The following is a 20,991-nucleotide window of genomic DNA, read 5'->3' as shown; positions in this document are numbered from 1 at the left end:
CTTACCCGGCCTGCAGGCCGGGCTGGCCGTCGAGGATGACGAACGAACGCACGGTGGACGCCGCCGCGCCGTGCTCGGTCACGGTGTTCACCGCGCGGAAGTCCGCGCGTAGCTGGCTGCGGCTGATGGTGGTACGGACGTAGCCGCGCCGGTCCGAGTAGAACTTCAGGTGCGGGTTGGCCGCCGCGTTCGGGACCGTGGTGCTGCCGCTGCCGTTGCCGGTCGAGCTGATCGAGGTGCAGACCAGCTCGGTGCCGATGGTGGCCGAGGAGGGGTTGGCGTAGTCGGCCTTGAGGTCGTTGGCCCACGACCGGTGCACGTCGCCGGTGAGCACCAGCGGGTTGCGCACCCCACGCTGCTGCCAGCCGGTCTGGATGCGGCTGCGGGAGGCCCGGTAGCCGTCCCACGCGTCCATGCTCGCCGCCCCGTTCGCGTCCAACTGCTGGGCGAAGAAGACCTGCTGGCCGAGGATGTCCCAGGTGCCGTAGCGCTGGGCCAGCCCGTCGAGCAGCCACGCCTCCTGGCTGGCGCCGGTCAGCGACCGGGAGGCCAGGTCCGCATCGGCGCAGACCTTCCAACCGTCCCCGCAGGCCTGGTCGTCGCGGAACTGCCGGGTGTCGAGCATGTGGAAGGTGGCGAGCTGTCCCCACCGGACGCGCCGGTACAGCGGGATGCTGTTGCCGTTGGCGGCGGACGCCGGTCGCAGCGGCATGTTCTCGTAGTAGGCCCGGTACGCGGCGGTGCGCCGGGCGGTCCACTGGGCGGCGGTCAGCGTGGGGCTGCTGTCGTTGCGGACCATGTTGGCGTAGTTGTTCTCCACCTCGTGGTCGTCCGGCACCACCAGCCAGGGCGCTGCCGCGTGGGCGGCTTGCAGGTCCGGGTCGGACTTGTACTGCGCGTACCGACGGCGGTAGTCGGCCAGCGACACGATCTCGGCGCCGACGTGCTGCCGCACCGTGGAACTGCCGACGCCGCCCTCGTAGATGTAGTCGCCGAGGTGCAGGATCAGGCCGGGGTTGTCCTCGGCCATCCGCCGGTACGCCGTGTAGTAGCCGGCCTCGTAGTGGGCGCAGGAGGCGAAGGCCATCACCAGGTCGCGGCCGAAGGCGCTGGGCGCCGGGGCGGTCCGGGTCCGCCCGACCGGCGAGATCTGGCCCTGGGCCCGGAACCGGTAGTAGTAGTCGGAGTCGGCGGCTAGCCCGCCCGCGATGGCGTGCACGGAGTGCGCGTCGGCGTACCGGGCGACCACTGAGCCGGAGGCGACCAGCGAGGTGAACCGGTCGGTGGTGGAGACCTGCCACTCCACTGTCACGTCGGCGTTGGCCATGCCGCCCTGCCCGTCGGCGTTGAGCGGGGAGGGTGCCAGCCGGGTCCAGAGGACCACGCTGTCGGGCGCCGGATCACCGGACGCCACACCGAGTTTGAAGGGGTACGGCGCCGCGGCGCGGGCACCCTGGCGGGGTGTCACAGCGACTCCGGCGGTTACCAGTCCACCAAGGACGAAAATGCGACGGCTCAGCCTTGTCATGGTCAACAGCCTCGGGAACGTCGATGAACGGCGATGACTGCGGGGCGGAATCCGACATGACGGAATGCTGTCCGTGCCAAGGCGTTCAGGTGTCCGGCCGCCGGCGATGGGGGCCGGACCGTCAGGTGAGCGGCGACGGCGACTCGGCGCCGGGAATCACCAGCGTCGGCGCGCCGGACCCGTCCGCCGGGACACTCCAGACGTCGGGCTGGCCGTCGTCACGGCGCAGCGTGTAGGCCAGCTTTCCACTGTCCAGCCACGCGGCCTGGTCATCGACGCTGCGGACCTCGGCGGTCGCGGTGACCCGCATGCTCGACAGGTCCAGGACCGAGAGCCGCCAGCCCTTCGCCGGGTCGGCGTCGACAGCCTCCTTGAACGCGAGCCGGGTGCCGTCCGGTGACAGCGACGGGCACTCGACGTTCTCCTTCAGCGTCTCGACGGTACGGGCGGCGAGGTCACCCCGAACGAGGTACCTCCTACCGCCGGTCGCCATGGTCGCGTAGAAGCGGTTGTCGTCGGCGGTGAAGGTGACGCCCCAGTAGTTGACGTCCGCGTTGCGGTAGCCCCGGCCGTCCCGGGTGATCGCGAACTCTTCGAGCGACGCCACCGTGGTGCCGGTGCGGGTGTCGAGGATCCCGGTGCGGGTGGAGAAGCCACTGGAGGTGTACGAGTCGCCACCGACGAACGTCGTCCAGGAGACCATCCGGCCGGAGGCCGAGACCCGGGCCCGGTTCGGCAGCCCCGGCACACTGACCGCCCGGGTCTGGCGCAGCGTCGCGTCGAGCACGACAACCTGGTACGACCACGCGGTCTCCGGCTTCAGGCAGACCCCGGTGCCGGCCGCCGCGTACACCCGGAGGCACTCCAGGCCGGCGACGGTGCGCGGCCCGGCGGGGTCGGTCACGGCGACGGTGGAGACGTGCCGGTCGGTGATCGCCAGCAGGCGCGGCCCGCTTGCCAGGGTGACCGCCTGCTCCCCGCCGGCGGGTGGCGGCGTCCGGGGAGCCTGCGCGGCCGTGGCGGCGTAGCCGGCCGCCACGGTGCCCAACAGCACGGCCGAGGCGACCACCACGCCGAGCTTCGCTCGGGTCGACATCGCGGTCATCGGGAGACCTTCCGGGTGGTGAGTCGGGACGGGGAGGCCAGCAGGAGCAGCGTGCCGATCAGGACACCGGCGACGGCCACGGCCGCCACGCGGATCGCGTTCTCCGGCCCCCACGCCTGCCAGGCCAGACCGAACAGCACGGAGGAGACGAGGTACGCGAGGGCCTGTCCGGTCTGCACCAGCGCGATTCCGGTGGTCCGCAGGCGCGCCGGCAGCACCGGACCGGCGAGTGCGATGAGCACGCCGTCGGTGGCCGCGTAAAAGGCGCCGTACAGCGTCAGCGCCAGGGCGATCAGCGGCCAACCGTCGACCGGGCCGGCCAGCAGCAGGTACGTCGCACCGAGGGCGGTGTAACCGCCGATCACCACGGGCAGGCGACCGATCCGGTCGGCGAGTACGCCGAGCGGGGCGGCGAGCAGCAGGTACGCCAGGCTGGTCCCCACCGCGAGCAGCGGGAACCAGCGCAGGCCGAGGTCCATCCGGCGTTGCAGCAGCAGGTAGACGAAGCCGTCGCCGATGGTGGCCAGCCCGAGCATCGCGGCGGCCAGCACCAGCCGCCGGGCCGGTCCAACGCGCAGCAGACCGAACGCCTCCCGGACGGAGACCTTCGGGTCGTCCGGCCCGTCCGTCGCCTCACCGTCCGTCGCCTCGCCCGGCGGCCGCTCCCGGACGAAGAGCACGAGCACCACGACGGCCAGGGCCGCGATGCAGAAGCTGGTGACGAAGACCGCGTCGTACGACTGCCCGACGACCAGCAGGACCGCGAACGCGGCGAGCGGCCCGAGGAACGCGCCGACGCTGTCCATCGCCCGGTGCACCCCGAACGCCCGGCCCAGCTCTTCGGGTGGCGTGGAGAGCGTGATCAGCGCGTCGCGCGGCGCGCTGCGCACCCCCTTGCCGATCCGGTCGATGGCGATGACGGCGCCGATCGCCGGGATCGACCGACCGGCGAGCAGCAGGCCGAGCTTCGCGACCGCCGAGAGCGCGTACCCGACGCCGGCGATCAGCTTGCGCCGCCGGAACCGGTCGGCGGCGAAACCACCGACGACCCGCAGCAGCGCGGTGGCGCCGGTGTGGACGCCGTCCAGCACGCCGAACGCCACCGGGCTGAGGTGCAGGCCCAGCACCAGATAGAGCGGCAGGACCGCGGCCACCATCTCGGCCGACACGTCGGTGATCAGACTTACCGTGCCGAGCGCGACGACGTTGCCGCTGACCATCGCGAACCGGCGGCGTCGAGGCCCCGGTTCGGGTTGGTCGGCGACCGGTCGGGAGACGGTCGACAGGTACACGAGCATCTCCTCGGATCGGCGGTCGACGGGCAGCCATCGTCCGTACTCAGTGGAGAGCGCACAACGGACCGCGGGTGGCATCCCGGCGAGGGGCGGGTGAACGGGCTCCCAACACCGAGGTGTTCGCTTGCCGGGACGCACTGTTCATCCGTCTGTCGCCCCCCGGCTCATCGACCTTCCTACATTCCTTGCGCTCTTCCCACGAGGTAAGGAGTCCTGAATGGGCATTCGATTCCCCCGTCCGTCGGTGACGCTGGGGGTGGTCACGGTGATCGTCGCCGCGACCGCCGCCGTCGTCGTGACCGGCGCTGGCGCGGCGTCGGCGGCGAGCGTGACGTTCACGCCGGTCGCCGACACCTACGTCCAGAGCGACACGGCCACCACCAACTACGGCACGTCCACGCAGGTCGTGGTCGACAACTCGCCGGTGCGGCGCTCGTTCCTGCGCTTCACGGTGAGCGGTGTCAGCGGCACGGTGACCGGCGCCAAGCTGCGACTGCGCACGATCAGCGGCAACAGCGGCAGCGACGCCGGTGGCACGTTCCGCCGGATGTCCAACACGACCTGGTCGGAGACCGGCACCACCTGGAACAACCAGCCGACCATCGACGGGGCCACGCTCGGCACGGTCGGCGCGGTCAGCGGCAACAGCTGGTACGAGGTCGACGTCACGGCCGCGGTCACCGGCAACGGCACGTACAGCTTCGGCGCCACCTCGACCAGCGGTGACGGCGCCTACTACGACACCCGCGAGAGTGGCGCTGACGCTCCGCAACTGGTGGTCACCGGGAGCACCACGCCACCCCCGTCGGGCGACCCGGTGTTCGTCGGTGCCGGTGACATCGCCGACTCGGGCTCCGGCGACAGCGCCACCGCGACGCTGCTCGACAGCATCCCGGGAACTGTCTTCACCACCGGCGACAACGTCTACGACAGCGGGACGGCGTCGCAGTTCAACAGCTACTACGAGCCCACCTGGGGTCGGCACAAGTCCCGCACCCGCCCGTCGCCGGGCAACCACGACTACAACACGTCGGGCGCGACCGGCTACTACAACTACTTCGGTACGTCCGCCGGCCCGAGCGGTCGCGGCTACTACTCGTTCGACCTCGGCAACTGGCACATCGTGTCGCTGAACTCGAACATCAGCATGTCGGCCGGCTCGACGCAGGAGAAGTGGCTACGCGCGGACCTGGCCGCCAGCAGCAGGCCGTGCACGCTCGCCTACTGGCACCACCCGCTCTTCACGTCCAGCTCCAACCACGCGCCGTCGACGTCGACGCGTCCGCTGTACCAGGCGCTCTACGACTACAACGCCGACGTCGTGGTGTGGGGGCACAACCACGTGTACGAGCGGTTCGCCCCGATGAACCCGGCCGGCGGCGCCGACTCCAGCCGGGGCCTGCGCAGCTTCGTCGCCGGGATGGGCGGCGCCGGCCACTACGGCTTCGGCACCATCCAGCCCAACAGCGAGGCGCGTAACAGCTCGGCGTGGGGCCTACTGAAGTTCACCCTGCACTCCAACAGCTACGACTGGCAGTTCGTACCGGTGGCCGGCCAGACCTACACCGACACCGGCACCACCACCTGCCACTGACGGACGGGTGCCCCCTGTCCGCCAGGCGGGCAGGGGGCACGTGCGTACCGTCGGAACGTCAGCGGGCGGTGCCGGCGCGACGCTTGTTGTAGACGTCGAAGGCGACGGCGACGAGCAGGACGAGACCCTTCACCACCGACTGGGTCGACTGGTCGATGCCCATCAGCTGCATGCCGTTGCTCATCACCGCCATGATCAGACCACCGACCATCGCGCCCACCACGGTGCCCACGCCACCGGTGACCGCCGCGCCGCCGATGAAGGCCGCCGCGATGGCGTCCAGCTCGAACATGTTGCCGGCGGCGGGCTGGGCGCCGTTCGACCGCGACGAGTAGATGACACCGGCCACCGCCGCCAGGAAGCCCATGTTGACGAACATCCAGAAGTTGACGGTGCGGACCTTCACCCCGGACAGCGCCGCCGCCGACAGGTTGCCGCCGATCGCGTAGACCTGGCGACCGAAGACGGTACGCCGGGTGAGCAGGCCGTAGACCAGCACCAGGACCGCCAGGATGATCAGCACGATCGGCAGCCCTCGGGCGTGCGCCAACTGCCAGGCGAAGTACATGAGGACCGCGCCGACCAGCACGACCCGGGCGACGAAGAGCGGGAACGACTCGACGGGCTGCTGGTAGCGGATACGCGCCACGCGGGTGCGGAAGCCGCTGACCGCGTAGCCGGCCACGGCGATGGCGCCGATCAGCAACGTGAAGGCGTCGAAGCCCTGCCCGCCGAGCAGGCCGTTGAGGAAGCCCGCCGCGACCTGCTGGTACTCGGACGGGAACGGCGACAGCGAGATGTTGTCGAGCACCCGCAGGGTCAGACCCCGGAACAGCAGCATGCCGGCCAGGGTCACGATGAAGGCCGGAATGCCGGCGTACGCCACCCAGAACCCGTGCCACGCGCCGACCGCGACGCCGACGACCAGCGCGGCAACGACGCCGATCCACCACGGGTGGCCCTGCTGGATCACCAGGACGGCGGAGACCGCTCCGGTGAGCGCGACGACCGATCCGACCGACAGGTCAATGTGCCCACCGATGATCAGGATGACCATCCCGATGGCGAGGACCAGGATGTACGAGTACTGGAGGACGATGTTGGTGATGTTGCCGGGGCTCAGCAACACCCCGTCGGTCAGGACCGCGAAGAGCGCGACGATGACGACCAGGGCAACGTAGATCCCGCTCTGCCGCAGGTTGTTCAACACCAGCGCCCGCAGGTCGCTCGTCCCGCTGTGCAGGGCGGCGCCGGGCGTGCTCTCCGGAGGCGTGGGGCGCTCCGTCGAAGGGGTCTTGATGCTGGTCATCCGACGAGCTCCTTGTCCTTGGTCATCAGCTCCATGAGGCTCTCCTGAGTCGCCTCGGCCACCGGCATCTCGCCGGTGATCCGGCCGGCGGCGAGGGTGTAGATGCGGTCGCACATCCCGAGCAGCTCCGGCAGCTCGGAGGAGATGACGATCACCGCCTTACCGGCGGCCACCAGCCGGTTGATGATCGTGTAGATCTCGTACTTGGCACCGACGTCGATCCCGCGGGTGGGCTCGTCGAGGATCAGCACGTCCGGGTCGGTGAACAGCCACTTCGACAGCACGACCTTCTGCTGGTTGCCGCCGGAGAGCTTGCCGACCACCGCCATGACGCTCGGCGTCCGGATGTTCATCTCCTTGCGGCTCGCCTCGGCAACCTTGATCTCCTCGTTGCCGTTCACCCAGCCCAGACGGGACAGCCGGTCCAACGCGGCGGCGGACACGTTGCGCCGCACGTCGTCGATGAGGTTGAGGCCGTAGCGCTTGCGGTCCTCGGTGACGTAGGCGATGCCGTTGTCGATCGCCTCGGCGACAGTGCGCGCCTGCACCTCCCGCCCGTGGACGAAGAGTCGGCCCCGGATGTCGCGCCCGTAGGACCGACCGAAGACGCTCATGGCCAGCTCGGTCCGCCCGGCCCCCATGAGGCCCGCGATGCCGACGACCTCGCCGGCGCGTACGGAGAGGCCGACGCCCTCGACGACCATCCGGTCCTGGACCGGGTGGCGCACCGTCCAGTCCTCGATGCGCAGGACCTCGTCACCGGGGGACGACTCGCGGTCGGGGTAGAAGCTGTCCAGGTCGCGCCCGACCATGCCCCGGATGATCCGCTGCTGGGTCACGTCCTCGGACCGCATGTCGAGGGTCTCCACGGCGCGTCCGTCGCGGATGACGGTGGTCGAGTCGGCGATGGCGGTGATCTCGTTGAGCTTGTGCGAGATCATGATGCAGGTGATGCCCTGCTCCTTGAGGGCCCGCAACAGGTCGAGCAGGTGCGCCGAGTCGATGTCGTTGAGCGCGGCCGTCGGCTCGTCCAGGATGAGCAGGCGCACCTTCTTCGACAGCGCCTTGGCGATCTCCACCAGCTGCTGCTTGCCGACGCCGAGCTGGATGACCGGGGTGACCGGGTTCTCGTGCAGCCCCACGGACGCCAGCAGCTTCGCCGCTTCGGCGTTGGCGAAGTTCCAGTCGATGAGCCCGCTGCGGCCGCGCCGCTCGTTGCCGAGGAAGATGTTCTCCGCGATCGACAGGTACGGCACCAGGGCGAGCTCCTGGTGGATGATGACGATGCCGTTGGCCTCGCTGTCGCGGATGCCACGGAACTGCATCGGCTTGCCGTCGAAGAGGATCTCGCCGTCGTACGAGCCGGACGGGTAGACGCCGGACAGCACCTTCATCAGGGTGGACTTGCCGGCGCCGTTCTCACCACAGATGGCGTGGATCTCCCCGCGGCGCACTGCGAGGGTGACGTCCTCCAGCGCGGTCACGCCGGGGAAGGTCTTGGTGATGCGACGCATCTCGAGGATGGTGTCGTCCATGGTCACTGTCCTCCGTCAGGTCTGGACGTGGTACGCGCCCAGGCGTCGGGCCCGGCGGGTGACCGCCGGGCCCGACGAGTGGCTTACTTCTTGGCCTGACCGGCGGCGACCTCTTCCGCCGTCCAGTAGCCGGAGTCGATCAGCGTCGCCTTGATGTCGTCCTTGTAGACGGTCGCGATCGGCAGCAGGTACGCCGGGACGACCTTGACGCCGTTGTTGTACGTCTGGGTGTCGTTGGCCTGCGGCTGCTTCTTCTGCAGGAACGCCTCGGCGGCGTTCACGGCCTGCTCGGCCAGCAGCCGGGTGTCCTTGAAGACCGTGGAGCTCTGCACGCCGTCGTTGATCAGCTTGATCGAGGCGATCTCCGCGTCCTGGCCGGTCACCACCGGGAGCTTCTTCGCGCCCTTGCCGTAGCCGGCGTTCTGCAGGGCGGTGATGATGCCGCGGGAGATGCCGTCGTACGGCGAGAGCACCCCGTCGACCTTCGAGCCGTCGTTGTAGCTGGAGGTGAGCAGGTTCTCCATCCGCTTCTGCGCGGTCTCCTGCTGCCACCGCAGGATGGCTACCTGCTCGGGGGTGGTCTGCTTGGACTTGACGACCAGCGTGCCGTTCTCGATGAACGGCTTCAGCGTGTCCATCGCGCCGCCGAAGAAGTACTGGGTGTTGTTGTCATCCAGCGAGCCGGCGAAGAGCTCGACGTTCAGCGGCCCCTTGGCCGTGCCCTTCGAGCCGTCCTTGTTCAGCAGGCCGAGACCGACGAGCAGCGCGGTGCCCTGGGCGACGCCAACCTTGTAGTTGTCGAAGCTGACGTAGAAGTCGACGTCCTTGCTGCCACGGATCAGTCGGTCGTAGGAGATGACCGGGATCTTCGCGGCCGCGGCGGCCTGCAGCTGGCTGCTGAGCGCGGTGCCGTCGATCGCCGCGAGGACCAGGACATCCGCACCCTGGGTGATCATCTGGTCGACCTGCTGCGACTGCGTGGGGATGTCGTCGCCGGCGTACTGGAGGTCGACCTTGTAGCCCTTGGCCTCCAGCTTCGACTTCACCGCGTTGCCGTCGGCGATCCACCGCTCCGAGGTCTGGGTCGGCATCGAGACACCGATGGTCAGATCGCTGGGCTTCTCGTCGCCGCTCTTCTCGCCGCTGCCCGCACCCCCGCCGCTGCACGCCGCCAAACTGAGCGCGAGTGCCGCGCCGCCGAGAGCAACCAGGAATTTCCTGCCCACGGGCTTCTCCTCTCTGGACTCCCCCGCCGACTGCCGGGGCCAAGTGTCATCTTTCGGGTAGTGTTAGCGCTCACATAGATTGCGTCAACACCAGATCCGAAATACCGGTGTCACGGTCTCGTAACGGAGCATCCAGGCGAGCGTAGCCATGTGGCCGATCCGCCGGAAGGGCAGGATGCGGCGACTCAGCGTGTCGTCCGCAGCACTCTACAGACCGATGCCCGCGGACGACGTCTGTCGTCCGCGGGCACCAGCACTACCGCCGGATCAGGTGGGTCGCCGCGACCTTGGCGGTCGGCGGACCCGATCGGCTACCGCTGCGACCACCGCTGGTTGGCAGCCGCGGTGCAGGTCCAGAGGATCACCGTGGTGCCGTTTGCCGTGGCGTTGGCGTTGACGTCCAGGCAGAGCCCGGACTGCGTGTTGCTGATCGTGCCGTTGGCGTTGACCGTCCACTGCTGGTTGGTCCCGCCGTTGCAGTCCCAGAGCTGCACCTTGGTGCCGGCCGCGGCGTTCAGCGGGGCGTCCAGGCACTTGCCGAGGGCCTGCAGGGTCTGACCGCTGCTGGTCCAGCGCTGGTTGGCGGCGCCGTTGCAGTCCCAGATGACCGGCTGCGTGCCGTTGGTCGTGTTGCTGTTCGGCACGTCGAGGCAGCGGCCCGAGGCGGCGCTGGCGTACGCGCTCGACGTGGTCGGCGGCGGCGTCGTCGGAGGAGTCGTCCCGCCACCGCTGACCCGGTACACCACAGTGCCGTGCGCGGGGACGCTGGCGCTGATCGTCCCACTGCTGGAGCTGGTGCCACCGGTCCAGGCGTCCACCAGCGTGAACGACGAGCCGGACTTGCCGATGGCCGCGGCCGTGGTCGAGATCGTCGTCGTCGAGCCGCCCTGGTTGAAGAGGGCCACGGCGACGTCACCGTTGGCGAGCCGCTTGGCCAGCACCCGACGCGTGCCGTCGAACGACACCTGCGTCCCCTGCAACCCGAGCGAGTCCTGGTTGATCGCGATCAGGTTGGCGTTCTTGAGGATGGTCTGCGTCGCGGCGTTCATGTTCCGCACGTCGTTGCCGGCGATCAGCGGAGAGGCCATGATCGCCCACATCGCGAAGTGGCTGCGCATCTCCGTGTCGTTCATGCCGCCGCGACCGACCTCCATCATGTCCGGGTCGTTGAACCCACCCGGCCTCGCGTAGGACGCCAGCGGAACGGTCACGTTGATGATGTTCTGGATGCCCATCGGGTAGCCGTTGCTCTGGCCGGTGTCCCACGCGTTGGTGATGTCCTCGGTGGTTCGCCACATGTTCGCCACGTCGCCCCAGTTGCGCTGCGGGCCGGTCTTGGCGTGGATGCTGTTGGAGTTGATGCTGTAGACGATCGGTCGGCCGGTGGCGGCCAGCGCGTCACGCATCTTGGCGAAGGTGGTCACCTGGTCGTTGATGCTGCCCTCCGGCGAGCACCAGTCGTACTTGAGGAAGTCGACACCCCAGGCGGCGAACTGGCGCGCGTCCTGCACCTCGTGGCCACGGCTGCCGGTCGCGCCGGGGTAGGCGCCGAAGTACTGCGCGCAGGTCTTGTCGACCGGCACCTGGTAGAGGCCGAACTTCAGGTTCCGGGCGTGCAGGTAGTCGCCGAGCGCCTTCATCCCGCTGGGGAACCGGCCGGGGTCGCCCTGGATGTTGCCGGAGCTGTCCCGGGTGGGGTTGAACCAGCAGTCGTCGACCACGACGTAGTTGTAGCCCAAATCCCGCATGCCGCTGCTGACGATCGCATCCGCCGTCTGCCGGATCAGCGCCTCGTTGATGTTGCAGCCGAACGAGTTCCACGAATTCCAACCCATGGGGGGAGTGCGCGCCACGCCGTTGTCCAGTGCCTGCGCCGTCGGCGCGCGAAGGCCGACCAGGGCACCGGCGAGCAGTATTCCGGCCGCCAGTACGCTCCCCCAGCGACGACCTCGGGTAATGCGGTTCATCGAGCCTCCTTGTCGGTGACGCCCGCCCGTGATTACGATCTCTGGTCGGTGCGCCGATAGTTGGACGCCAATTTTTGTTAGCGTTAACAGAGACGCCCATCATGTTACGGCGACATTTCACGAGGTTCAATACCTGCACGGCGTTGTATCGCCAGACATCGATTGGTCACACTCTGCAACTCATCGAGTTGCGTCTTATCGGACGGAGCAGCCGAACATTGGCGCAGTCCGCCCTCGCGTCCACCACTGGGAGCGGAGCGGCGGCGGGACCGCTCCCCCGCGCCGCGGGGGCGACCTCCGGTTGGTCCGGCCGTCAGCGACGAGGTGGGGCGACGCTCTCGCGTGCGACCAGAGCCGGGGCGATGGTCTGCCGCAGCGCCCCACCGGTGCCCGACTCGATCTGGGACAGCAGCATCTGCAGGCTCGCCCGCGCCACCGCGTCGAAGTCCGGTCGGACAGTGGTCAGCGGCGGAATGAAGTACGCCGCCTCCGGCACGTCGTCGAAGCCGACCACGCTGATCTCGTGCGGCACCCGCCGACCGAACTCGTGCAGCGCCCGCAGCACGCCCAGCGCGAGATGGTCGTTGGCGGTGAAGACGGCGGTGACCTCCGGCATCCGCGCCAACATCTGCCCGCACCGGTAACCCGACGCCGCGGACCAGTCCCCCGGCATCGGCGGCGGCGGATCCAGCCCGGCGGCCAGCAACGCCTGCCGCCAGCCGTCGATCCGACCCACACTGTCGAACCAGTCGGTCGGCCCGGAGACGTGCCAGACGGTGCGGTGCCCGGCGTCGAGCAGATGTTGCGTCGCCGCCCGGGCGCCCGCCACCTGGTCGACAGTCACCAGCGGCACCGGCCGACTCGGGTCACCGTCGACGGTGACCAGCGGGACGTCCTTGGGCAGGCGCTCCAGCGCCTCGCCGGCCGACTCGACCGGGGCGATGACCACGATGCCGGCGACCCGGTGCGACAGGTGCCGCTCGACGGCCGCCGAGATGGAACGGTGGTCCAGGTTTCGCACGCTGCCGACGCTGACCGCGAAACCCTCTTCGGCGGCGGTCTGCTCCAGGGCGGCAAGCAGCGACGCCGGACCGTAGAGCGTCGTGTTCTGCGCGACCACACCGATGACCTGTGATCGACCGGTCACCAGGGCGCGTGCCGCGCCATTGGGGCGGTAGCCGAGTTCGGCGATCGCCGCGCGTACCCGGAGCCGGGTCTGCTCACGGACGTTGGGGTGCCCGTTGAGCACCCGCGACACCGTCTGATGGGAGACACCGGCGAGACGAGCAACGTCCGTCATCGCGGGACCGTGGACGGCCATTTCACTCCCCCCGCTACATCTCCGGCGCCCGCGGCCCGGTCGACGTCGACTGGAGCGGCCCGGCCCGATCCCCCTCGCTCAGTCACCACGCCGGTGCTGAATCCCAGGTGACCAGCGCTGGATCGCCGACAGTCTACGCCAGCAACGGCCCCGAACACGGCACGGCTGTGCGGGGACCGCGCGACGCGCCGAAGCCGTACAACGCGGTGCCCGTCCGCAGTCCCCAACCAACCGGTACGGGGCACGGCCCCGAAGTGGTACGCCGGCCTGCCCTCGCTCCTGGACAGAGCGTGGAGCAGGCCGGCGAGGACCTGACGCGGTGGCGCGGACTTCACATGCCGCCAGGCCTGCGTTGCCAGCGCCACCGGTCAGAGCGATCGTCGTGTGACTGGTGTCACGGGGTGGTCAGGTCGAACCGCCGCACGGTGACCGCGCCACCGAGCGCCTGCGTCGCGTGGTTGAAGATGGCGAATCGGTAGCCCATGAAGAACTGCCAGTTGTTCGCCAGTGTCAGGGCGTTGCCGAACGAGGTGAAGTTGACCCCGTCGGTGCTGTATGAGAAACGGGCCTGCCGGCCGGAGCCGGGTCTGATGTCGGCGTTGGCGCGCAACCAGATCCGGCCACCGGAGACGGCGGTGCTCGCCACCTCGCTGCCGGTGCTGGTGGTGTTCCAGCTGCCGTCCATCGTCAGCCCGTTCTGCATGACCAGTCGGGTGGACCCGTTGTCCCGTCGGACTCCGATCCAGGCGGACGAGTTGCGCAGCACCGCCAGGCCGGTGCGATCACCGTCGCGCATGGTGGAGTAGTCCAACTCGATGGTCGCGGTCGAGGTGGGGCCCTGGATGCGGTGGGTCAGCGTGTTGCGCGCCTTGTACAGGTCGCCGGTGACGGTGGCGGTCTGCAGGTTCAGCCCGTTGTTGACCGACCACTTGCTGTTGTCCGGGTTGTGGTTCCACTCCCACTGCGGGCCGAGCGTGGTGCCGGCGAACGTGTCGGTGCCGGTGAGCGGCTTGACCGCCCGGGGCGGCGCGGGCAGGTTCGGCTTCGGGTACGAGCTGCCCCACGTGCCGTTGACCGTCTGCAGCACGGGCCAGCCGTCGCCGGTCCAGGTGATCGGGGCCATGGCCGGCATCCGACCACCGGGGTACGCGTCGACGAAGGACATGTAGTACCAGTCGCCGTTCTGGGTCTGCACGAGCCCACCCTGGTGCGGCACACCGCCACCGGAGATCGGGCCGGGCAGGTTGAGCAGCACCTGACGCTGCTCGTACGGGCCGAACGGGCCGTTCGTCGACTTCAGCACGTACTGGCCGTTGGCCGGGCGGGTGAGCCAGATGTAGTAGGCGCCGTTGCGCTTGTAGAAGCGGGCGCCCTCCAGCGTCCCGATGCTCGACGGCGTGGTGTACACCTGCTGGGCACGAACCTGGGACTTCCCGTCCGCGGACAGCTGCGCCACGCTGATGGTGCCGTTGCCATACGCCACGTACATGGTGTCGTTGTCGTCGATCAGCATCCCCGCGTCGTAGTAGCAGTTGGGGATGGTGGTGTGCTTGCTCCAGGTGCCGTCGACGGCGGACGCGGTGTAGATGTGGGTCTGCGCGAAGTCGATGCACCCGGCCCAGTAGTACGTCCGGTTGCTCGGCCGGTAGTTCAGCGTCGACGCCCAGATCCCGTCGACGTAGGCGTTACCGCCGCTCATGTCGTACTTCGAGCCGAAGTCGAGTCGGGGCACGGAGTGACCGGCGAACTCCCAGTTCACCAGGTCGTACGAGCGCAGGATCGGTGCGCCGGGCGAGTAGTGCATGGTGGACGCCGACATGTAGTAGGCGTTGTCCACCCGGATGATGTCGACGTCGGCGAAGTCCTGCCAGACCACCGGGTTCGAGTACGACGTACCGGGGGTACCGGGGTCGCTGCCGCCCACCTGGACGAGCTGCCACTGCTGGTTGGTGCCACCCCAGTCGGCGTACTGCACGACGTTCCCACCGTCGGCCGTGGACGCGCCCTGCACCTCCACCGCCTTGTTGCTGTTGCGGTTGATCAACCGAACGTAACCACCATCCGAGTCGGCCAACCGGAACTGCTGGTTCGTCCCGTTCAGATCGCCCCACTGCACGATCGCACCACCGTCAGCGGTGGAGAAACCACTCACGTCGAGCACCTTGCCCGAGTGCCGCGACTTGACCCGGTAATAGCCACCCCCGGAATCCACGAACTGCCACTGCTGATTGACGCCGTTGTTACGCGTCCACTGGCTGATCCGCGCCCCGTCATTGGTGGCCGAGGCATACAGGTCCAACGCCTTACCACTGTTCCGGTTCACCAACACGTACCAGGCGTTGGTGTCGACCGTCGCCGCTGACGCGGCGGTCGGCGCGACAGCCGCCAGAGCGCCGCCGACCACCACCGCGACCGCGGCGGCGACGAGTCGCGACAGCCGACCACGCCCCCGCGCTGGTGTTGTCCAGGGAACCCGACCGATGGCAACCATGATCCTCCTTATGCGTTCCGAACGGCCCGGGTCGTCATCCGCGGCACTGGGCGGTGTGCCGAGCTGGCCTGATCGCACAATGTGATCGCTAACATCACTCATCGTGGTCCACGGCACTGATCTACCGAACACGGGGAGAGAGATGATCGCGGCCGGGCCAGCCACAGACATCGACCGTCTTGGCTATAGACTGTGAGCGATAACACGGCCTTAGTCAAGACGTAACCCAATCAGCTCGTGACCGTGCTATCGGACACGCAAACGGGTGGCCCGCCCCTGCCCGAGGGATGTCAGGCAGGGACGGGCCACCCGTCCGAGGTGCGGCCGAGCCGAGCGAATCAGAAGCCGCGGGCCAGCCGGTAGTAGGCCTGGTTCCAGCGCAGCTCGTCGGCGAAGCGGCGGGGCTCCGTGGCGGCGTCGATGACGACGAGCTCGGTGCGGCTCATCTCCGCGAGGTCGTGCAGCTCCTCCACGCCCACCGCCTGCGACAGCACAGTGTGGTGCGGGGCGCCCGCAGTGATCCACGCTTCGGCCGAGACCGGCAGGTCGGGGCGCGGACGCCAGACGGCACGGGCGACCGGCAACCGGCGCAGCGGCTGCGGCGGCGCCACCACGTCGATCTCGTTGGCCACCAGCCGGAAGCGCTCCCCCATGTCGGCCAGCCCGAGCACCACGGCCGGACCGGGCGCGGCGTCGAACACCAGCCGGACCGGGTCCTCCCGGCCACCGATGCTCAGCGGATGGATCTCCACGTTGGGCACGTCGGAGGCGATCGTCGGGCAGACCTCCAGCATGTGGGCGCCGAGCACCAACTCGCTGCCCGGGGTGAGGTCGTAGGTGTAGTCCTCCATGAACGACGTACCGCCGCTCACGCCCACCGACATCGCCTTGAGGGTGCGGACCAGGACCGAGGTCTTCCAGTCGCCCTCACCGCCGAAGCCGTAGCCGTCCGCCATCAGCCGCTGCACGGCGATGCCCGGCAGCTGACGCAGCCCCCCGAGGTCCTCGAAGTTCGTCGTGAAGGCCCGGAAACCGCCCGCGTCCAGGAAGGCACGCATGCCCAACTCCACGCGCGCGGCGTACCGCAGCGAGTCGTGCTGCTCGCCGCCGGGCAGCAGCTCGCCGGCGATGCGGTAGGTGTCCTCGTACTCCTTGACCAGGTCGTCCACCTGCGCGTCGGTGACCTCGCCGACCACCTCGACCAGGTCGTTCACGCCGTAGGTGTTGACCGAGACCCCGAACCGCAGCTCAGCCTCGACCTTGTCGCCCTCGGTCACCGCGACGTCGCGCATGTTGTCACCGAAGCGGGCCAGGCGCAGCGACCGCATCGCCGACCAGCCCAGCGCGGCGCGGGCCCACGCCCCGATCCGAGTGGTCACCCGCGGGTCGCTGACGTGCCCGGCCACCGTCTTACGGGCCACACCGAGACGCGTCTGGATGTACCCGAACTCACGGTCGCCGTGGGCGGCCTGGTTCAGGTTCATGAAGTCCATGTCGATGTCGTTCCACGGCAGCAGAACGTTGGCCTGGGTGTGCAGGTGCAGCAGCGGCGTCTGCAACGCGTCCAGACCGGAGATCCACATCTTGGCCGGCGAGAACGTGTGCATCCAGGCGATGACCCCGACGGCACCCTGAGCGGCGGCGTCCCGGCAGACCTGCAGGATCTCACCGCTGTTGGTCAGGACGGGCTTCCAGACCACGCGGGCGGGAATCTGCGGTGAGTCGTCGAGCGCGGCCGCGATCTGGCGAGACTGCTCGGCCACCTGGCGGAGCGTCTCCTCGCCGTACATGCCTTGGCTGCCGGTGAGGAACCAGATCTCGGGTTCGGTGTGTGGTGCCATGGAGTTGCCTTCCGCGAGAGGGGCGGTCACTTGTAACGGATTCCGATGAGGCGCTGAAGGAGGATGAACGCGAAGAGCAGACCGCCAATCACGATCTTGGTCCACCAGGAGTTGAGGCTCCCGTCGAAGGTGATGAGAGTCTGGATCACGCCGAGGACCAGCACGCCGAGCACCGTGCCGAAGACGTAACCCGCGCCACCGGTGAGCACCGTGCCCCCGATGACGACGGCGGCGATGACGTCCAGCTCCATCCCCACGGCGATCAGCGGCGCGCCGGAGAGGGTGTAGAAGGACAGCAGGATCCCGCCGATGGCCGAGCACAGACCACTGATCGTGTAGACGGCGATCCGGGTCCGCCCCACCGGTAGGCCCATCAGCAGTGCCGACTGCGGGTTGCCGCCGATGGCGTACACGTTGCGTCCCAGCCGGGTGTAGGCCAGCGTGTACGCCGCGATGGCGACCACCACGAAGGCGATCAGCACGCTGATCGACACGAAGTTGCCCCGGGGGTCCCCGATCCGCTCCTGCGACATCGAGGTCCAGAACCCGTCGGTGATCGGGACCGACGCGCCGGAGATGAAGGTGCACATGCCCCGGGCGAAGAACATCCCGGCGAGCGTGACGATGAACGGCTGGATCTCGAAGAAGTGGATGACGCAGCCCATCAACAGGCCGAGCGTCGGGCCGATGAGCAGGGCGATGACCAGCACCAGCGCCGCCGGCATGCCGTCCTGCAGCAGCGCGGCCGACACCATCGCCGTCATGGCGACGACCGAACCGACCGACAGGTCGATGCCACCGGTGAGGATCACGAAGGTCATGCCCACCGCGACGACGAGCAGGAAGCTGTTGTCGATGAAGACGTTGAAGATGACCTGGACGTTGGAGAACGCCGTGTACTGCGAGACGCCGATGGCGTACATCACCAGCAGCAGGGCGAGCGTCGCCAGGACCGGTATCTGCTTCCTCGGCAGCCGGAACCGGGTACGACCGGCGGTAAGCGTTCCAGTGGTCATGCCGGCACCTGCTCCTTCGGCTTGTCGGCGATGGTGGCGGGCGGCGGGGTGTTGCGCCTACGTCGGCTGAACCGGGCCCGGAAGGCCGGCGCCTGGATGAGGCAGACGGCGATGACGACGACCGCTTTGAACAGCAGCGAGGTCTGCGGTGAGATGTCCATGGCGTACACCGAGGTGGTCAATGTCTGGATGATCAGCGCGCCGATGATCGTGCCGCTGAGGAAGAACCGGCCGCCCGCGAGGGACGTACCGCCGATGACGACCGCGAGGATCGCGTCCAGCTCGACCCAGAGGCCGGCGGCGTTGCCGTCGGCGCTGGAGACGTTGGCCGTCATCATGAAGCCGGCGACCGCGGCACACGCGGCGCTGATCACGTACGCCAGGAAGATGACCCGGCCGGACCGGATGCCGGCGAGCCGGCTGGCCATGGCGTTGCCGCCCACCGACTCGATGATCATGCCGAGCGCCGTGCGACGGGTGAACGCGGCGACCAGCAGGGCCGCGGCGAGCGCGATGAAGATGGCCAGCGGCAGAGTCAACGCGTGGCCCAGGCCGATCGCCCGGTACGGCTCCGAGTTGATGGTGATGATCTGGCCCTCGGTGATCAGCTGGGCGAGACCCCGGCCGGCGACCATCAGGATCAGGGTGGCGATGATCGGTTGGATGCCGATCACGGCCACCAGCACCCCGTTCCAGGCGCCGAGCACGAGCGAGACGCCCATCGCCATCGCGAGGGCGGTCACCACCACGCCAAGGCTGTTCTGGTCGGGCTGCTTGCTGATGTACATGCAGGCGATCGCGCCGCTGATCGCGCAGAGCGAGCCCACCGACAGGTCGATGCCACCGGTGGAGATGACCAGGGTCATGCCCAGCGCGACGAGGATCAGCGGTGCGCTCAGCCGCAGGATGTCGATCGGCGTGCCGTAGAGGTGCCCGTCCTTGAGCTCGATGGACAGGAACCCGGGCCGGTAGATCGTGTTCGCCGCGAGCATGACGAACAGCACGGCGGCGGGCCAGAACAGCCGGTGACCGATCATCGTCCGATAGCGACTCATGGTGTCGTTCATCGGTCTGCCTCCTCCCGGTGGGATCCGCTGGCGATGGTCTGCATGATGCGGTCGGCGTCCAGGCTCTCGTCGTTGGCGAGCTGCGCGACCATCTGCCGGTCCCGCATCACGGCCACCTTGTGGCTGAGGCGCAGCACCTCCTCCAGCTCGGCGGAGATGAACAACACCGCCATGCCCCCGTCGGACAGCTGCGTCACGAGCTTCTGGATCTCGGTCTTCGCGCCGATGTCGATGCCCCGGGTCGGCTCGTCGAGGATCAGCAGTCGTGGCTCGGTGATCAGCCACCGGGCCAGCAGCACCTTCTGCTGGTTGCCGCCGGAGAGGTTGCGTACCGGCACCTCCGGGTCGGCGGGCCGGATGTTGAGGGCCTTGACGTACTTGTCGACCAGCTCGTCCTGGCGGCGACGCGGAATGGGCCGCAGCCAGCCGCGGGCCGCCTGCATGGCGAGGATCATGTTCTCGCGGACCGACAGGTCCGCGACGATCCCCTCGGCCCGGCGGTTCTCCGAACAGAAGCCCACGCCGTGGTCGATGGCCTGCGCGGGGGTGCGCAGGCTGCTCGCCGTACCGTCGATCGCCACCTGGCCGCCGTCGGTCCGGTCGGCCCCGAACAACAGCCGCGCGACCTCGGTACGCCCCGAGCCCAGCAGGCCGGCCAGGCCCACCACCTCGCCGGCGTGGATGGTGAGGCTGAACGGCTCGACCGCACCCGCCCGACCGAAGTTCGACACCGCCACCAGGGGGGTGCCCTCCTCCAGCGCGGTCAGGTCCCGCCGGGAGTGCTCCTCGATGCCCTCCAGGACGTCGAGCTCCTTGCCGATCATCTTCTCGACCAGGGAGAGCTGGGGCAGCTCGGTGGTGAGGTACTCGCCGACGAGTCCGCCGTTGCGCAGCACGGTGATCCGGTCGGCGATCTCGTAGACCTGGTCGAGGAAGTGGGTCACGAACAGAATCGCGATGCCCTCGTCGCGCAGTTGCCGCATGATGCGGAACAGCTGCGCCACCTCGCTGGCGTCGAGGCTGGACGTCGGTTCGTCCAGGATCAGCACCCGGGCCTTGATGTCGATCGCGCGGGCGATGGCGACCATCTGCTGGATCGCCAGCGAGTACGAGCCGAGAGGCGCGCTGACGTCGAGGTCGAGGTCGAGGCGGGCCAGCAGGGCTCGGGCGCGGCGGCGGACCTCACCCCAGCGGACGGCGCCGAAGACCCGAGGCTCACGGCCGATGAAGATGTTCTCCGCCACCGAGAGGTTGGTGCAGAGGTTGACTTCCTGGAAAACGGTGCTCACACCGGCGGCGGTCGCCTGCATCGGCCCGGTGAACGACACGGGCTCGCCATCGAGGGTGATCGCGCCCTCGTCGGTGTCGTAGACGCCGGTGAGCACCTTGATGAGGGTCGACTTGCCGGCGCCGTTCTCGCCCATCAGGGCGTGCACCTCGCCGGGGAAGAGCCGGAAGTTGACGTCGTGGAGTGCGCGCACCCCGGGGAAGGATTTGCTGATCCCGGTCATCGTCAGGACCGGACGGCTATCCGTCATCCCATCAGACCTCTTCTGGGTTCTCGACACGGAAGGGCCGCTACGCTCCCGCCACGCCCGCCCGGTCGTCCCTGGGGGTCGCTCGGGCGGGCGTGGTACGGGGGTCGTCGCGGGCCAAGCCCGGTCCGTTTCGGGTAGGGAGGCGACGCGGCGGGGCC

The 20,991-nt window shown here is 68.9% G+C and carries 14 protein-coding genes; 1 reads left to right on the top strand and 13 read right to left on the bottom strand.

The genetic code is table 11. The features are described 5' to 3' along the window. Position 1: 1 nt before the first annotated feature. The 3 genes from ACQRWP_RS04270 to ACQRWP_RS04260 form a co-directional block, all read right to left on the bottom strand. Positions 2 to 1,468 (bottom strand): alkaline phosphatase D family protein, encoded by a 1,467-nt coding sequence (locus ACQRWP_RS04270; RefSeq protein ID WP_430500898.1) that lies wholly within the window; start codon positions 1,466 to 1,468, stop codon positions 2 to 4. Positions 1,469 to 1,649: 181 nt separating this feature from the next. Further along, complete coding sequence (locus tag ACQRWP_RS04265; RefSeq protein WP_430500897.1) at positions 1,650 to 2,633, bottom strand: TolB family protein; 984 nt, start codon at positions 2,631 to 2,633, stop codon at positions 1,650 to 1,652. Next, complete coding sequence (locus ACQRWP_RS04260) at positions 2,630 to 3,925, bottom strand: MFS transporter (protein WP_430500896.1); 1,296 nt, start codon at positions 3,923 to 3,925, stop codon at positions 2,630 to 2,632. The genes ACQRWP_RS04265 and ACQRWP_RS04260 overlap by 4 nt, the downstream gene beginning before the upstream one ends. Before the next feature lie 220 nt (positions 3,926 to 4,145). On the opposite strand from ACQRWP_RS04260, the gene ACQRWP_RS04255 reads away from it, so the two are divergent. Beyond that, the gene (locus ACQRWP_RS04255) at positions 4,146 to 5,522 is read left to right on the top strand and encodes a DUF7594 domain-containing protein (protein ID WP_430500895.1); all 1,377 of its coding nucleotides are present in this window, start codon (positions 4,146 to 4,148) and stop codon (positions 5,520 to 5,522) included. 58 nt (positions 5,523 to 5,580) lie between these two features. On the opposite strand, the gene mmsB is transcribed toward ACQRWP_RS04255, so the two are convergent. The 10 genes from mmsB to ACQRWP_RS04205 all read right to left on the bottom strand — a co-directional run bounded on the left by mmsB (position 5,581) and on the right by ACQRWP_RS04205 (position 20,833). Further along, the gene (gene mmsB, locus ACQRWP_RS04250; RefSeq protein ID WP_430500894.1) at positions 5,581 to 6,831 is read right to left on the bottom strand and encodes a multiple monosaccharide ABC transporter permease; all 1,251 of its coding nucleotides are present in this window, start codon (positions 6,829 to 6,831) and stop codon (positions 5,581 to 5,583) included. Beyond that, positions 6,828 to 8,366 carry a multiple monosaccharide ABC transporter ATP-binding protein gene (mmsA, locus tag ACQRWP_RS04245; RefSeq protein WP_430500893.1) on the bottom strand — a complete coding sequence of 513 codons (1,539 nt, stop codon included), beginning with the start codon at positions 8,364 to 8,366 and terminating at the stop codon, positions 6,828 to 6,830. The genes mmsB and mmsA overlap by 4 nt, the downstream gene beginning before the upstream one ends. Before the next feature lie 83 nt (positions 8,367 to 8,449). Further along, positions 8,450 to 9,592, bottom strand: coding sequence for a multiple monosaccharide ABC transporter substrate-binding protein (gene chvE, locus ACQRWP_RS04240; protein WP_091401170.1), 1,143 nt, complete (start codon positions 9,590 to 9,592; stop codon positions 8,450 to 8,452). A 311-nt stretch (positions 9,593 to 9,903) separates the two neighbouring features. Beyond that, positions 9,904 to 11,559 (bottom strand): glycoside hydrolase family 27 protein, encoded by a 1,656-nt coding sequence (locus ACQRWP_RS04235; protein WP_430500892.1) that lies wholly within the window; start codon positions 11,557 to 11,559, stop codon positions 9,904 to 9,906. Positions 11,560 to 11,872: 313 nt separating this feature from the next. Beyond that, positions 11,873 to 12,859 (bottom strand): LacI family DNA-binding transcriptional regulator, encoded by a 987-nt coding sequence (locus ACQRWP_RS04230; RefSeq protein ID WP_181539476.1) that lies wholly within the window; start codon positions 12,857 to 12,859, stop codon positions 11,873 to 11,875. Between the two features lie 415 nt (positions 12,860 to 13,274). After that, the gene (locus ACQRWP_RS04225; RefSeq protein ID WP_430500891.1) at positions 13,275 to 15,371 is read right to left on the bottom strand and encodes a family 43 glycosylhydrolase; all 2,097 of its coding nucleotides are present in this window, start codon (positions 15,369 to 15,371) and stop codon (positions 13,275 to 13,277) included. A gap of 338 nt (positions 15,372 to 15,709) precedes the next feature. Beyond that, positions 15,710 to 17,212, bottom strand: coding sequence for an L-arabinose isomerase (gene araA / locus ACQRWP_RS04220; protein ID WP_430500890.1), 1,503 nt, complete (start codon positions 17,210 to 17,212; stop codon positions 15,710 to 15,712). A gap of 26 nt (positions 17,213 to 17,238) precedes the next feature. Then, positions 17,239 to 18,228 carry a galactofuranose ABC transporter, permease protein YjfF gene (gene yjfF / locus ACQRWP_RS04215; RefSeq protein WP_430500889.1) on the bottom strand — a complete coding sequence of 330 codons (990 nt, stop codon included), beginning with the start codon at positions 18,226 to 18,228 and terminating at the stop codon, positions 17,239 to 17,241. Continuing rightward, the gene (locus ACQRWP_RS04210) at positions 18,225 to 19,295 is read right to left on the bottom strand and encodes an ABC transporter permease (RefSeq protein ID WP_430500888.1); all 1,071 of its coding nucleotides are present in this window, start codon (positions 19,293 to 19,295) and stop codon (positions 18,225 to 18,227) included. The genes yjfF and ACQRWP_RS04210 overlap by 4 nt, the downstream gene beginning before the upstream one ends. Continuing rightward, on the bottom strand, positions 19,292 to 20,833 hold the full coding sequence (locus ACQRWP_RS04205) for a sugar ABC transporter ATP-binding protein (protein ID WP_430500887.1): 1,542 nt from the start codon (positions 20,831 to 20,833) through the stop codon (positions 19,292 to 19,294). Before ACQRWP_RS04205 ends, ACQRWP_RS04210 begins: the two co-directional genes overlap by 4 nt. Between the last annotated feature and the right edge of the window lie 158 nt (positions 20,834 to 20,991).

The organism is Micromonospora trifolii, from assembly GCF_050516465.1.
Taxonomy (GTDB): Bacteria; Actinomycetota; Actinomycetes; order Mycobacteriales; family Micromonosporaceae; genus Micromonospora; species Micromonospora trifolii.
This window is presented reverse-complemented; position numbering and strand designations above follow the sequence as displayed.